Consider the following 13,416-nt stretch of genomic DNA (forward strand, 5'->3'; position numbering starts at 1 on the left):
GACCACCTCGCTCAGCGGGCGTGATCCGAACGAATCGGCCTACGCCTCCCTCTCCGGCTGCCACCCCAGCCCCCGCGAAATCCCCCGCGCGGCGAGCCGCACCGCCGGCACCAGTACCGGTACCTGCGCGTCGGCCTGGGGCACGACGACGGACACGGCGGCGACCACCGATCCGCCCGGACCGCGCACCGGCGCGGCCACCGAGAGCGCGTCGTCGGTGACCTGGCGGCTGCTCACCGCCACGCCCGTGCGGCGTACGTCGGCGAGCACGCGGCGCAGGCGGGCCGGTTCGGTGACCGTGTACGGCGTGAAGGAGGCGAGCGGTCCGGCGCAGTACTCCTCCTGGAAATCCGGGGCGCTGTGCGCGAGTAGCGCCAGCCCCACCCCGGTGGCGTGCAGCGGCCAGCGCGCTCCGACCCGGATGTGCACGCCGACGGCCGACCGCCCCGACAGCCACTCGATGTAGACGACCTCGGACCCGTCCCGGACCGCCAGCTGCACGTTCTCGTGCGTCGCCTCGTACAGGTCCTCCAGATACGGCAGCGCGATCTGCCGTAGCGCGAGCCCACGTGGTGCGAGGGCCGCCACCTCCCACAGTCGCAGCCCGACGTGGTAGAGCCCGGCCTCGTCCCGCTCCAGGGCGCCCCACTCGGTGAGGGCGGCCACGAGCCGGTGCGCGGTGGTCAGGCTCAGCCCGGCCCGCCGGCTGATGTCCGTCAGGGACAGTGCCGGGTGCTCGAGGTCGAAGGCCCCGAGTACGGACAGCAGCCGGTCGGGTGCGGAGCGGGTGGTCATGGCCGGGCGTCTCCCGGATGGGCCAGGTCGTAGGGGCGGGGGTAGGTGGTGGGCCGGTAGGTCACATAGCGTGCCTCGGTCGTCGAATCCGCCTGCTGGGCACGGGAGTTGAGAGCGGCGGGCGAGGCGTCCCAGCGGCCCGTGTCCAGCCGGTGCTCCAGGGTGTGCAGGGCGCCGAGCATCTCGCCCGGCGTGAAGGTGCAGTGGCCGGGGGCGTCGACGTAGGCCTGGCTGAGCAGGGCGCCGGAGCCCGCCGCGGTGGCGGCGCGCCGATAGGCGCTCTCGGCCTGGACGGGGATCAGGGCGTCGCCGGTCGTGTGGATGTTGAGCTGGGGGTCGGTGAGCCGGCCGGAGAGCACGCTGGTGTGCCGCATCCACCGGACGGCCGAGGCGTCGGCGGAGACACGTGGTGCGCGGTTCAGGGCCGCGAGGTCGGCGCTCAACGGCACTCCCGCCTCCTTGTAGAGTTCGCTCACCTCTTTGTACAGCGGGGAGCGGGCGAGCATCGCGGTGTAGTCGACACCGGTGTTCCAGGACATGTTGCCCCCGGCGCGGCTCTCGGCCTCCTGCCGCCAGCTGAAGGCGGGCAGCCGGACGAGCCCGCTGAGGGCCGTGTACTGGTTGGCCTGCTGGGTCTGCCAGTCGGTGGGGCCCGGCTTGGTCTGGGTGGCGTCGTTGTAGCCGGGGATGTTGTGCAGCGCGGCGGCGAGCGCGATACGGGCGCGGCCCGCGGGGGTCTGCTGGGCCGCGGTCACCTTCGCGGCCAGCGTGTCCGCGGCGCCGACCGCCTCCGCCTGGTCGGCGAACCCGGTGAGCGGGATGTCCGCGCCGGGCGCGAGCAGTGTCTTCAGGGCGAAGACCGGGTCGAGGGTGCTGTTCCAGTTGGCCACCCCGCCCTGCACCAGCCCGCACATCGACAGCGAGCCGTCGAAGCGGTCCGCGTGCCGTTCCGCGAGCGTCGTCGTGACGAAGCCGCCGTACGAGGTGCCCCAGGCGACGGTCCGCCGGGCCGCGCCGAACCTCTCCGTGAACAGGTCCAGCGTGGCGAGCTGGTCGGGGACCGCGTCCGTCACCGCCCAGCCGTTGGTGGCGTAGGAGGAGCCGATGAGCGCGTAGCCCTCGGCCAGCAACTTGGCGCGGGTGGCCGAACCGGGGGCGTTCTGGGCCGGGTTGGGGGCGCCGGCCGGGGTGTAGCCGTGGCTGTAGAGGAGGACGGTGCCGTTCCAGACGGCGGGTACGTCCATCAAGTAGGCGGCGCCGGAGGGGAGTTGACCCTCCAGGTGGGTGTCGGTCGCCGCCTGTGCGGGGAGCGCGGTCGCGGTGGCCGCGCAGACGGCTGCCACGGTCAGCAGGGCGATGCGGGTGCGGAACTTCAACGGAGCGTTCCTTCCGGCGTGGGGGAGGTGGTGGAGGAGGCGGCGGCGTCCAGCGTGTCGGTGTGCGTCTCGCGCAGCCGCCACACGGTGAGCGCGGTGATCGCCGCGCCGCCGCACAGCAGCAGGGAGACGGGCGTACTGCTGCCGCCGGACGAGGCGAGGAGGCTGCCGGCGATCAGCGGCGAGAACCCGGCGCCGAGCAGGGTGGCCGCCTGGTAGCCGAGCGAGGCGCCGGTGTAGCGGACCCGGGTGCCGAACATCTCGCTGAGCAGCGCGCCGAGCGGGCCGTACATCGTGGACTGGGCGACGCCGTGCCCGAGGGCGAGGGCGAGGATCAGCAGGCCGGGGGAGCCGGAGTTGACCAGCGCCAGCACGGGGAAGGCGAGCGCGGCCGAGGCGACGGCGCCGGCCAGGACGACCGGGCGCCGGCCGACCCGGTCGGAGAGCGCGGACGCGGTGGGCAGGACCACCAGGGCCACGCAGGAGGTGATGGTCACGGCGGTGAGCACCTGCGGACGGGAGTACCCGTGGTCGACCGCGTACGAGATCATGAATCCGGTCAGCAGCGACTGGGCGGTGAACGCGCCGATGCCGACACAGGCGGCGAGCAGCACCGGCTTCGGCCGCCGCAGCACCTCCACGACCGGCGGCCGGTCGGGCTGGGACTGCTGCTTGGCCTGCGCGAACAGCGGGCTCTCGGCGACCTTGAGGCGCACGAACAGACCGACGCCCAGCAGCAGGATGCTCAGCAGGAACGGCACCCGCCAGCCCCAGGCGCGGAACTCGTCGTCCGGCAGCGTGGAGACCAGCGTGACCACGCCGGCCGACAGCACCGAGCCGAGCGGGGCGCCGAGTTGGGTGAAGCTGGACCACAGGCCGCGCCGGGCGCCCTGGGTGCGTTCGGCGTGCTCGACGACCATGAGGGTCGCGCCGCCCCACTCGCCGCCGATCGCGAGGCCCTGCACCACCCGCAGGGTCACGAGGAGGACGGGCGCCCACACGCCGATCGCGTCGTAGGTGGGCAGCAGGCCGATGAGGAAGCTGCCGCAGCCCATCAGGACCATGGTCAGCAGCATCATCGACTTGCGGCCGATCCGGTCGCCGAAGTGGCCGAAGACGATGCCGCCCAGAGGGCGGGCCACATAGCCCGCGGCGAAGGTGCCGAAGGCCGCGATGGTGCCGACCGCGGGGTCGGCCCGGGGGAAGAACAGATCGCCGAAGACGAGCGCGGCGACCGTGCCGTACACGAGGAAGTCGTAGAACTCGACCGCGGTGCCGAGCAGTCCCGACAGGGCGACGCGGCGCAACTGGCGGGTGTCGGGGGACGGTTGACGGGCGGACGTAGGGGATGGCTGCACGGGGGAGCTCCCTGGGGCCGGGTGCCGATGCCCCGGTGAAGTTAGGCAGTCATCATGCGGCCGTCAATAAGTTGCACAACATCACCGGACATCAGCTGGGCCGGTCCTCCACGATCCGCAGGAGCAGACCGTGCAGGTTCTCCCGCTCGGCCGGGTCCAGCGGGTCCAGGAGGTCGTTCGTCACCCGTAGGCCCGCCTCGTCGGTGTCCCGTAGGAAGGTGCGGCCCTCGGCGGTGAGGACGACGATCCGGCTGCGGCGGTCGTCGGGGGAGGGGCGGCGCTCGGCGAAGCCCAGCTTCTCCAGGTCGTCGACCAGGCCGACGATCGCGCTCGGGTCGTAGCCGAGCCGTGCGCTCAGCTCGCGCTGGAGTGCCCCGTCGGACGTCACGAGGAAGCGCAGCACCGCGTAGTGGCGCAGGCGCAGTCCCGACTCCTGCAGGAACGTGTTGAACAACTGACCCGAGCGCAGGCCCAGGCGGTACAGCAGGTACCCCGTGTCCGCGTGCAGTCCGCGCATCCACGGTTCGTTCGCGTCGAGGGGTGCCGGGTTCGTGGCGTGCTGGCGGGCGATGGCGGACTCCCTGGTCTCGGCCCCCGGTGGCGGGGGTTTCTCAATGCAGATTCCAGCATGACGCACCCGAAGGTCACCAACAACTATTGACGACAACAATTATTGCTCTTAACTTCGATCGCATAGCCGCACCCCGCGTCGAAGCACCCCACGTCGAAGGGACCCTCCCGTGCCCAGCATCGATCTCACCGGCAAGGCCGCCGTCGTCACCGGCAGCGGCCGGGGCCTCGGCCTCGCCTACGCCCACGCCCTGGCCGCCCATGGCGCCTCCGTGGTCGTCAACGACGTCGACGAGGCCGTGGCCGAGGCGGCCGTGAAGGCCATCACCGAGGCCGGCGGCACCGCCGTCGCCGAGGTCGTCCCGGTCGGCACGACCGAGGCCGCCGAGCGGCTGGTGAACCGCGCCGTCGAAGAGTTCGGACGGCTCGACATCCTGGTGACCAACGCGGGCATCCTGCGCGACAAGGTCCTGTGGAAGATGACCGACGACGACTTCGACGCGGTGATCACCACCCACCTCAAGGGCACCTTCACCTGCGCCCGCGCCGCCGCCGTCCGCATGCGCGAGCAGGGCGAGGGCGGCAGCCTGATCCTGGTCGGCTCCCCGGCCGGCCAGCGCGGCAACTTCGGCCAGACGAACTACGCCGCCGCCAAGGCCGGCATCGCCGCCTTCGCCCGCACCTGGTCGATGGAGCTGGGCCGCGCGAACATCACAGTCAACGCCATCGTGCCCGTCGCCGCGACCGCGATGACCGAGACCATCCCCGCCTTCGCCCCGTACATCGAGGCCATGAGGAACGGCGAGCCGCTCCCGGACTTCCTCCGCAAGGGCGAGGGCTTCGGCACCCCCGAGGACTGCGCGGCCCTCGTCCCCTTCCTCGCCTCGGAGGCGGCCCGGGGTATCACCGGCCAGGCCATCGGCATCGGCGGCGACAAGGTGGCACTCTGGTCGCATCCGCAGGAGATCGCGGCGGCCTACGCCGACGGCGGCTGGACCCCCGACACCCTGGCCGACGTCTGGCCCACCTCCGTCGGCGCCGAGCTCCAGTCGGTCGGCGTCCCGGCGCCCAAGTTCCCGGAGGCGTGATGGCCCCCTCGATGAACCCCGACGACCTCGTCGCGATCGACGTCCACACCCACGCGGAGGTGTCCTCCAAGGGCCACTCCTCGCTGGACGACGACCTGCACGACGCGTCCTCCGCCTACTTCAAGGTGGAGGGCAAGCGGAAGCCGACGATCGAGGAGACCGCCGCCTACTACCGCGAGCGGAAGATGGCCGCCGTGATCTTCACGGTCGACGCCGAGTCCGCGACCGGCACACCCCCGGTCCCGAACGAGGAGGTCGCCGAGGCCGCGGCCGCCAACTCCGACGTCCTCATCCCCTTCGCCTCCGTCGACCCCTTCCGGGGGAAGGCGGGCGTACGGCAGGCCCGGCGCCTGGTCGAGGAGTACGGGGTGAAGGGCTTCAAGTTCCACCCCAGCATCCAGGGCTTCTTCCCCAACGACCGCTCGGTGGCCTACGACCTCTACGAGGTCATCGAGGAGACGGGCACGATCGCCCTCTTCCACACGGGCCAGACGGGCATCGGCGCCGGAGTGCCGGGCGGGGGCGGCATCCGCCTGAAGTACTCCAACCCCCTCCACGTGGACGACGTCGCCGCCGACTTCCCGCATCTGAAGATCATCCTGGCGCACCCGTCCTTCCCCTGGCAGGACGAGGCGCTCGCCGTCGCCACCCACAAGCCCGGCGTGCACATCGACCTCTCCGGCTGGTCGCCCAAGTACTTCCCGCCGCAGCTCGTGCAGTATGCCAACACCCTGCTGAAGGACAAGGTCCTCTTCGGATCCGACTTCCCCGTCCTCACCCCCGACCGCTGGCTCGCCGACTTCGAGAAGCTGTCGATCAAGGACGAGGTCAAGCCGAAGATCCTCAAGGAGAACGCCGCCCGCCTGCTCGGGCTGACGAAACCGTAAGGGGCGTGACATGCGCAACGAGGGACTGGGGTCGTGGCCCGCACGCCGGGCCCGCAAGACCCCGCACCGCACCGCCCTGATCCACGGCGAGACGTCCACCGACTACCGCACCCTGCACACCCGCACGACCCGCCTCGCCCACGCCCTGCGCGCCAGAGGCGTACGCCGTGGCGACCGCATCGCCTACCTCGGCCCGAACCACCCCTCCTACCTGGAGACCCTGTTCGCCGCCGGCACGCTCGGCGCGGTCTTCGTCCCGCTCAACACCCGCCTGGCCGGACCCGAGATCGCGTACCAGCTCGCCGACTCCGGCGCGAAGGCCCTCGTCTACGGCCCCTCGCACGCCGGCCTGGTCGCGGGGCTGCCGGGCAGCACCGACGTCCGTACGTACGTCGAAGTGGGCGCCGAATACGAGGAGGCGCTGGCGTCGGCGCCCGACGAGCCCATCGACACGCCCGTCACCGCCGACGACACCTGCATCATCATGTACACCTCGGGGACGACGGGCCGCCCCAAGGGCGCGATGCTCACCCACGGCAACATCACCTGGAACGCGCTCAACGTCCTCGTCGACACCGACCTGATCGCCGACGAACGCGCCCTGGTCTCCGCCCCGTTGTTCCACACGGCGGGCCTGAACATGCTGACGCTGCCGGTCCTCCTCAAGGGCGGCGCCTGCGTCCTGGTCGAGTCCTTCGACCCGGCGGCCACCTTCGACCTGATCGAACAGCACCGCATCACCTTCATGTTCGGGGTGCCGACGATGTTCGAGCAGGTCGCCCGCCACCCGCGCTGGCCGGACGCGGACCTGTCCTCCCTCCGGATCCTCACCTGCGGCGGCTCCCCGGTCCCCACACCGCTGATCGCCGCGTACCAGGAGCGCGGACTGACCTTCCTCCAGGGCTACGGCATGACGGAGGCCGCGCCGGGGACCCTGTTCCTGGACGCCGAACACGCCGTCAGCAAGGCCGGTTCTGCGGGCGTACCGCACTTCTTCAGCGACGTGCGCGTCGTACGGCCTGACCTGACCCCCGTCGACGTCGGCGAGACCGGCGAGGTCGTGGTCCACGGCCCGCACGTCATGCCCGGCTACTGGGGCCTGCCCGAGGAGACGGCCGCCTCCTTCGCCGACGGCTGGTTCCGCAGCGGGGACGCGGCCCGCGTCGACGAGGACGGATACGTCTTCATCGTCGACCGCATCAAGGACATGATCATCAGCGGCGGCGAGAACATCTACCCCGCCGAGATCGAGGACCTGCTCCTCGCCCACCCCGACATCGTCGAGTGCGCGGTGATCGGGGTGCCGGACGACAAGTGGGGCGAGGTACCGCGCGCGGTCGTCGTGCCGCGCGAGGGCGCCACGCCCGACCCGGACGAGATCCTCGCCTCCCTCTCCGGCCGGCTCGCCAAGTACAAGATCCCCAAATCGGTGGTGCTCGCGGACGAACTCCCGCGCACCGCCTCAGGAAAACTCCTCAAGTCCCGCGTCCGTACCCGGTACGGCAACAGTTAAGGAACCCCATGAGCATCACCGTGAACGGCCTCGACGAACTGAAGAAGCTGGCGGGCAGCGACCTCGGCACCAGCGAGTGGATCGAGATCACCCAGGAGCGCATCAACACGTTCGCCGACGCCACGGGCGACCACCAGTGGATCCACGTGGACCCGCAGAAGGCGGCCGAGGGCCCGTTCGGCGCCCCCATCGCCCACGGCTATCTCACCCTCTCCCTCTTCATCCCCCTGTTCACCGAGCTGCTGGACGTCCAGGGCGTCACCACGAAGGTCAACTACGGCCTGAACAAGGTGCGTTTCCCCTCGCCGGTCAAGGTCGGCTCGCGCATACGGCTGGTCGGCAGGCTGGCGGAGGTCGAGGAGGTGCCGGGCGGGGTGCAGATCACCGTCGACGGCACGATCGAGATCGAGGGCGGGGCGAAGCCGGCGGCGGTGCTGCAGAGCTTGTCGCGGTTCTACGCCTGAGCAACGAGCCCTCCCCGGTCTCGCAGGACACGGTCTCCCGGACGGCGCTTCGCCCGGCGGAGCACGCCGGGCATCATGAGCCCGCAGGCGTCGCGGACTCGTCGTTCGGGTTCCGTACCGCGACCACATCGAGCAGCCGCCCCGCGGCCTCCTCCGCCGGCGGCGTGAGCCGGTCGTGCACCGCCCGGAAGGTCTTCTCGGCTCCCGCCGCGGGCCAGTCGTCCGGCAGGTGCTTGACCGGCAGCCGCGGGTCCTGGCGGATGACGCGCAGCCATTCCGCCTGCAGTCGCAGCCGCAGCGCGAGGGCGTCGTCGGCGTCCGGCAGCCGGGTCAGCCACGGTTGCCAGCGCCGTACGAACGACTCGTAGCGGGAAGCCAGTTCGGCCAGTTCCCAGGTCTCCTCGATCATCGCCCCGATGTCCATGCCGGCGTCGGCGTGCGCGCGGAACACCTTCACGTGGGCGGACAGGCCCAGCTCGGCCACCAGAGTCGACACGTCGACCTCGCCCGGCGCGATCCACAGGCCGCTGAACAGTGGTCCGAAGCCGTTCCAGGTCAGCTGGGAGCGCAGGTCGTGCCGTTGGCGCTGCCAGGACTCCGGGAGGGAGAAGCCGAGCAGGGTCCAGCTGCCGTCCCAGTGCCGGTTGACGGCGCCGGTCTGCCAGATGCGGTGCTCGCCGTCGCGCAGGACGGCCGCCGAACGCTCGGTCAGCCCGAAGTACATCCGGCGGCCCTCGCGCTGGCGGCGCAGCAGACCCCGGTTCACCATCCGGGTCAGCGTCGAGCGGGTCGCCTGCTCACCGACGCCCACGCGTGCGAAGACGTCGATGACACTGCCCGAGTACACACAGACGTCCCGGCCGAGCACCTGGTCGCCCAGGAACGTCAGCATGAGGGACTGGGGCCGCAGTGCCTCTTCACCGGTCACGCGGCCCACGGTACCTCTCGTACTTCCCGTCGATCAGCCCGTGACCTGCTGGTACGAGGAGACCGCCGTCGCCACCGCGCACACTCCAGGCGGGATCATCTGTGTGCGCAGGGTGCCGCTGTTCACGTCGTAGTCGACGCCCTCCGTCTCGAAGGTGCCGGTGCACACGCTGCGCTGCGGCAGCGCGAACAGGCTCTTGACCGTGCCGGTGATCGGCCGGCCGTCCACCCTGCCCGGCAGATCCACCTGGAGCAGCGGGCGGATCTCGGGGAAGAGCGTCGCCGTGGCGTCGTTCGAGGCGCACACCAGGCGGGTGTCTGTGACGAAGTCGCAGCCCTGGATGTCGCGCACCGGCTTGTCCAGGGTGATCTGCCCGGCCTCCGCCAGCTCGCCGCCGGCCCGGGGCGTGGCCGGGTTGAGCAGGGGAGCGGGGAAGACCTGGAGTCTTCTCTGCTCCCCCCACTCGCCCGACACCAGCCACTGCCCGTCGGGCGAGACGGTGGCGAAGGAGTTGTTCAGCTTCTCGCCCGGGTTGAGCCGGTGCACGTACTCGTAGCGCTTCCCGGCCGGGGTCGTCACCGCGAACATCTTGGACGTGGCCGTGTCGGAGCCCTGGTAGGCGTCGAAGGTGTGGCCCTGTGCGATGTCCGGGTCACCGACGTGGTTCCAGCCCTTGATCCGCAGGCCCAGGGGGATGGAGGCGAGCCCGCGGTACAGCAGGGTGCCGTCCGCGCGGCTCGCCAGGCCCTGCCCGCCGCCCAGCGTGTCCGTATAGGCCGTACCGGTCTCGGCCCAGTGCGGGTCACCGGCGGCGGACGCCGTCCCGGCGCCGAGCGCGAACGCGCCCAATAAGCAACCCAGAGTGAGAAGATGACGTCTCATCAGGCTCCTGCCACATCGACGAATACGGGGTTCGAATAGAACCACGTATCCGTCCAGGGGTCACCGTTTCCGGGCTCGTGCGGGATCGGCCCGTGCGGGTCGACCGACGCCCCGAGGTAGCCCGCGCCGTGGCGGTTGCCGTCACTGCCGCGCAGCCGGACGTAGAAGGACTCGTCCCCGGCGGTGAGGGGGACGCGCAAGGTGTACGTTCCCGTGCGGCCGCTCACGTCCCTGGTCTGGACGACCTTGGTGTCCGGCGCCTTCCAGGTGTCCCGGTCGGTCACCGGGCCGCGCACCGCGCCCCGGATGACGTCCACATGCGCCAACTGGGGCACGATTCCCTGCGGGTTGGGGCGGGAGGCGCTCGTCACGGTGATGCTGAGCGTGAGCTTCTCGCCCTTGCGTACGCGCAGCCGGCCGCCCAGCGTGACACCCCGCCCGGAGTCGCAGTCCCGCTTCAGGCGCACGTCGAGACCGTCGAGCAGATGCCCGTGGTCGAGCCAGACCCGGCCGGCGCGCAGGCCCGCCATCACGGCGCGGTAGCCGTAGCGGGTGACACCGACGTGGGTGCGGCTGAACTGGCCCGGCCAGAAGTCGCTGCCGGGTTGCGGGGTGGTCGTGTCGACCGGGTCGGGGAGCTTGCCGGTGGTGTCGAAGTTCTGGCCCGCCGGCCAGTCGCCGTTCTTCCAGGTGTCGAAGACGATGCGGTGGGCGTCGGAGTTCGTGGTGATCGAGAACAGGCTGCCTTCCGCCAGCATCGAGTCCCACAGCCCGCCGACCGTCGCGGTCGCCCAGTCGAAACCGCCGTACGTCAGGTAGGCGTCCGCCGGGTAGCCCGCCCAGGACTGGGCCGACGGCTTGTTCTCGTACTCGCCGCGGATCGAGGTCGTACCGCGCCAGCCGGGGATCGCCGCGCCCTGGGCGCCGGGTGCGCCCTCCATACCGATCATGATCTCGGGGGCCGCGTCCCGCCAGCCCCGCATCTCGTGCGGGGAGTCGATGCCGAGGCGCATCGGGTGGTTGGCGAGGACGAGTACGTCGTCGACGTAGCCGGTGCGGCGCTGTTCGGCCAGCCACTTGATGGCCTTGACGGCGTGGGCCTCGTTGCGGGCGGTGTCCGCGGCCCCGGCGGAGCCCTCGGTGTAGCCGAGCAGCTTGCCGTCGTAGGCGCTCTCGAACCGCGTGAGCAGGTCGACCTCGTGCGCGCCGGGCGCCGCGAAGACCGTGCAGTGCTCGGCGGCCGGGATGTACCACTCCAGGCCCTGGAAGATGAGCTGGCGCGGGTTCTCGGCGCGGGCCCTGCGGATCTCCTCGTGCTCCAGTGGGGCGCCGTACCTGGCGTGCCCGAAGTTGGAGTGCTCGGTGAACACCATCCAGTCCAGGCCGTACTCGGCGCCCGCGGCGGCCAGTTGGGAGAACGTGTACTTGGCGTCGTGGCTGTAGACGGAGTGGATGTGGTGGTCGCCGACGAGGTAGGCGAGGCAGGGGTCGTCACCGCCGAGACGCCGGTCGTCGGCGGCGAGTGCCGCGCTCGCTGTCGCGGGTACGGCCGCGGAGCCGAGCGCGAACGCGGCGCCGAACAGGCCCGCGCGGCGCAGGAGTCCGCGTCTGGAGACGCCCTGGGCGTCCAGGAAGGCGGGGGCGACGGACGGGTCGGCCCAGGTGGGAAGCTGCTGCTCGGTCATGGTGGTCCCTGAAGGTCAGCGGTTCATGAAGGACTTGACGGGCAGCGCCCGCGCGACGATCCGGACGTCGCCGAGGCGGCCGTACAGGATCTGGTCGATCTTGCCGCCGTACTCGTAGCCGCCGAGCAGCCACGGCAGGCCTACCGAGGTGATGCCGACCGCGGACGCCTTCGGGTTGCGGAGCACCGGGCAGCCCTCGACGTACATCGTGGTGTGCTCGCCGTCGTTGACGACCGCGAGGTGCCACCAGGTCTCCAGCGGGGTCTCCTGGGCCCAGTTGGTGGCGATGCCCTCCTGGTTCAGCGGGCGCATCGCCCACTGCGGCTCCCGGTCGTTCGACAGGGAGAGGGTGGCGAGCGGCTCGTCCGGGTCGTCGGCTGTCTTGCCGGCGGCCCCACCCGTGCCCGTCCGGCCGACCAGGCCGGACCAGGCGTTGTGCGAGGGGTCCCAGTCGGCGGGGAGACGGTAGAACGCCTCGATGGTGTAACCGTCCCGGAACGTCGCCGAGTTGAGCGGGGCCCCGTCGACCGTGCGCAGGTACGCCCCCTTCAGCGGGGACTTGAAGCCCTGGAACTCCAGGCTGCCGTGGCCGGGCTGGTCGGGGTGGTGGTCGGCGGACCAGCCCAGCTTGCCGCCGCCGACCGTGACGAGCGTGAGGTCGTTGCCGCGCCCGGACAGGTCACGGACCGTGGTGTCCTCCACCGGCTGCTCGAACCGCCAGTACGCCACCGTGCCCGGTATCAGCATCCGCGAGGCGGGGCGTGCCGGGCGCGCGGGCACCGGATCGAAACCGGAGAAGCGGTCGGCGAAGTCGATCTCGACACTGAACCGGTCGGCGTCACCGCTGAGTTCGATCTCCTGCCGCTCCAGCTCGTTGAGCCCCTTCGCGGCCCGGCCGAGGATCCACGGCGAGACCGTCTCCACGTCGATGACGTTGCGGTCGAGGTCGAACCGGTACAGCCGGATCATCGCCGCGCCGCCGAAGTAGCGGTTCTGGTAGTTCGTCAGATGCAGGTGTACGTCGTTCCCGGCGGCGTTCTCGCGGGTCGCCCGGCCGGCGGGCCAGTAGTGCCCGTTGAGGGTGAGGAAGATCTGGTCGTGGTCGTCGATCAGCCGGTCCCACAACTGCTGCCCGTACGCCGACAGGGAGTCGTCCTCGACGACCAGCTCGTGGGTGGTGAGGACGACCGGCGTCCTCGGGTGCCGGGCGAGGACGTCCTCGGCCCACGCGTAGCCCTTCGCCGACAGCCGCCAGTCCAGGGCGAGCACCATCCACTCGCGGCCGGCGGCCCAGAAGAGGTGGAAGCTGTTGTAGCCGTCGGGGGAGGCGCCCCCGAACGTCCTCTTCCCCTGGAACCGCTTCGGCCCGAAGGCGTCCAGATACGGCGTCGCACCGCGCTGGTCGTCCGTCGACGACTTCACGTCGTGGTTGCCGGCGAGGACGCTGTAGCCCACGCCCCGCCGGTCCAGGAGCCGGAACGCCTCGCTGATGGCGGCGACTTCGGGCCGGGTGCCGTTCTGGGTGAGGTCGCCGAGGTGGGACAGGAAGACGATGTTCTCCTTGCGGCCGTGCTCCAGCAGATAGCGCAGGGACGCCTCGACCGGCGCCTTGTCGATGCTGGGCCCGTCGAAGAGGTACTGGGTGTCGGGCATGACGGCCAGCGTGAAGCGCCGGCTGTCGGGATCGGGCCGCCAGTCGCCGGCGGGCGCGGCCTCGGCGACCGCCGGGACGGCGACCGAGGCCGTGGCGGCGGCACCGAGCAGCGCGGTGGCCCGGAGGAAACTGCGACGTCCGGCGCCGGCCTGCGCGGCCTCGCCGCCCGGGACATGGTCATGCGAAGTACACACGTGTGCTCCGTGAAGGGTGACA

12 protein-coding genes are annotated in these 13,416 nt (G+C 71.3%); 4 read left to right on the top strand and 8 right to left on the bottom strand.

The genetic code is table 11. The annotated features are described in order from the left end of the window. Window positions 1-39: 39 nt before the first annotated feature. The 4 genes from ACIREI_RS39890 to ACIREI_RS39905 form a co-directional block, all read right to left on the bottom strand. Window positions 40-795, bottom strand: coding sequence for an IclR family transcriptional regulator (locus ACIREI_RS39890; protein WP_403344096.1), 756 nt, complete (start codon window positions 793-795; stop codon window positions 40-42). Further along, window positions 792-2,171: an alpha/beta hydrolase family protein gene (locus tag ACIREI_RS39895; protein ID WP_403344099.1), complete on the bottom strand. Its 1,380-nt coding sequence runs from the start codon at window positions 2,169-2,171 to the stop codon at window positions 792-794. The genes ACIREI_RS39890 and ACIREI_RS39895 overlap by 4 nt, the downstream gene beginning before the upstream one ends. Further along, window positions 2,168-3,529 (bottom strand): MFS transporter, encoded by a 1,362-nt coding sequence (locus ACIREI_RS39900; protein ID WP_403344102.1) that lies wholly within the window; start codon window positions 3,527-3,529, stop codon window positions 2,168-2,170. The genes ACIREI_RS39895 and ACIREI_RS39900 overlap by 4 nt, the downstream gene beginning before the upstream one ends. 91 nt (window positions 3,530-3,620) lie before the next feature. Next, window positions 3,621-4,046, bottom strand: coding sequence for a MarR family winged helix-turn-helix transcriptional regulator (locus tag ACIREI_RS39905; RefSeq protein ID WP_403344105.1), 426 nt, complete (start codon window positions 4,044-4,046; stop codon window positions 3,621-3,623). Window positions 4,047-4,269: 223 nt separating this feature from the next. Between ACIREI_RS39905 and ACIREI_RS39910 the strand changes: the two genes are divergently transcribed. From ACIREI_RS39910 to ACIREI_RS39925, 4 genes are read left to right on the top strand one after another with little or no spacing between them, the layout of a single operon-like run. Next, window positions 4,270-5,187 carry an SDR family oxidoreductase gene (locus ACIREI_RS39910; protein WP_403344108.1) on the top strand — a complete coding sequence of 306 codons (918 nt, stop codon included), beginning with the start codon at window positions 4,270-4,272 and terminating at the stop codon, window positions 5,185-5,187. An 11-nt stretch (window positions 5,188-5,198) separates the two neighbouring features. Then, a complete protein-coding gene (locus ACIREI_RS39915) occupies window positions 5,199-6,074 on the top strand; it encodes an amidohydrolase family protein (protein ID WP_403344362.1) in 876 nt (291 codons plus the stop codon). Between the two features lie 10 nt (window positions 6,075-6,084). Next, the gene (menE, locus tag ACIREI_RS39920) at window positions 6,085-7,587 is read left to right on the top strand and encodes an o-succinylbenzoate--CoA ligase (RefSeq protein ID WP_403344111.1); all 1,503 of its coding nucleotides are present in this window, start codon (window positions 6,085-6,087) and stop codon (window positions 7,585-7,587) included. Window positions 7,588-7,595: 8 nt separating this feature from the next. Then, window positions 7,596-8,051, top strand: a complete 456-nt coding sequence (locus ACIREI_RS39925) for a MaoC family dehydratase (protein ID WP_403344113.1) — start codon at window positions 7,596-7,598, stop codon at window positions 8,049-8,051. Window positions 8,052-8,124: 73 nt separating this feature from the next. Here the strand turns inward: ACIREI_RS39925 and ACIREI_RS39930 are convergent, their stop codons facing one another. From ACIREI_RS39930 to ACIREI_RS39945, 4 genes are read right to left on the bottom strand one after another with little or no spacing between them, the layout of a single operon-like run. After that, the gene (locus tag ACIREI_RS39930) at window positions 8,125-8,979 is read right to left on the bottom strand and encodes a PaaX family transcriptional regulator C-terminal domain-containing protein (protein WP_403344116.1); all 855 of its coding nucleotides are present in this window, start codon (window positions 8,977-8,979) and stop codon (window positions 8,125-8,127) included. A 33-nt stretch (window positions 8,980-9,012) separates the two neighbouring features. Further along, window positions 9,013-9,861, bottom strand: coding sequence for a hypothetical protein (locus ACIREI_RS39935; protein ID WP_403344119.1), 849 nt, complete (start codon window positions 9,859-9,861; stop codon window positions 9,013-9,015). Further along, entirely contained in the window at window positions 9,861-11,546 is a 1,686-nt protein-coding gene (locus ACIREI_RS39940) for a PHP domain-containing protein (RefSeq protein WP_403344121.1), read from the bottom strand. The genes ACIREI_RS39935 and ACIREI_RS39940 overlap by 1 nt, the downstream gene beginning before the upstream one ends. A gap of 15 nt (window positions 11,547-11,561) precedes the next feature. Then, window positions 11,562-13,394 (bottom strand): LamG-like jellyroll fold domain-containing protein, encoded by a 1,833-nt coding sequence (locus ACIREI_RS39945; RefSeq protein ID WP_403344124.1) that lies wholly within the window; start codon window positions 13,392-13,394, stop codon window positions 11,562-11,564. Window positions 13,395-13,416 lie beyond the last annotated feature (22 nt).

This window comes from Streptomyces sp. NPDC093591 (genome assembly GCF_044764885.1).
Taxonomy (GTDB): Bacteria; Actinomycetota; Actinomycetes; order Streptomycetales; family Streptomycetaceae; genus Streptomyces.

What these genes read in the sequence shown, in the direction of transcription:
- ACIREI_RS39890 (WP_403344096.1), bottom strand. Translation starts at nt 795, where the DNA reads ATGACCACCCGCTCCGCACCCGACCGGCTGCTGTCCGTACTCGGGGCC.
- ACIREI_RS39905 (WP_403344105.1), bottom strand. Translation starts at nt 4,046, where the DNA reads ATGCGCGGACTGCACGCGGACACGGGGTACCTGCTGTACCGCCTGGGC.
- ACIREI_RS39915 (WP_403344362.1), top strand. Translation starts at nt 5,199, where the DNA reads ATGAACCCCGACGACCTCGTCGCGATCGACGTCCACACCCACGCGGAG.
- menE (WP_403344111.1), top strand. Translation starts at nt 6,085, where the DNA reads ATGCGCAACGAGGGACTGGGGTCGTGGCCCGCACGCCGGGCCCGCAAG.
- ACIREI_RS39925 (WP_403344113.1), top strand. Translation starts at nt 7,596, where the DNA reads ATGAGCATCACCGTGAACGGCCTCGACGAACTGAAGAAGCTGGCGGGC.
- ACIREI_RS39935 (WP_403344119.1), bottom strand. Translation starts at nt 9,861, where the DNA reads ATGAGACGTCATCTTCTCACTCTGGGTTGCTTATTGGGCGCGTTCGCG.
- ACIREI_RS39940 (WP_403344121.1), bottom strand. Translation starts at nt 11,546, where the DNA reads ATGACCGAGCAGCAGCTTCCCACCTGGGCCGACCCGTCCGTCGCCCCC.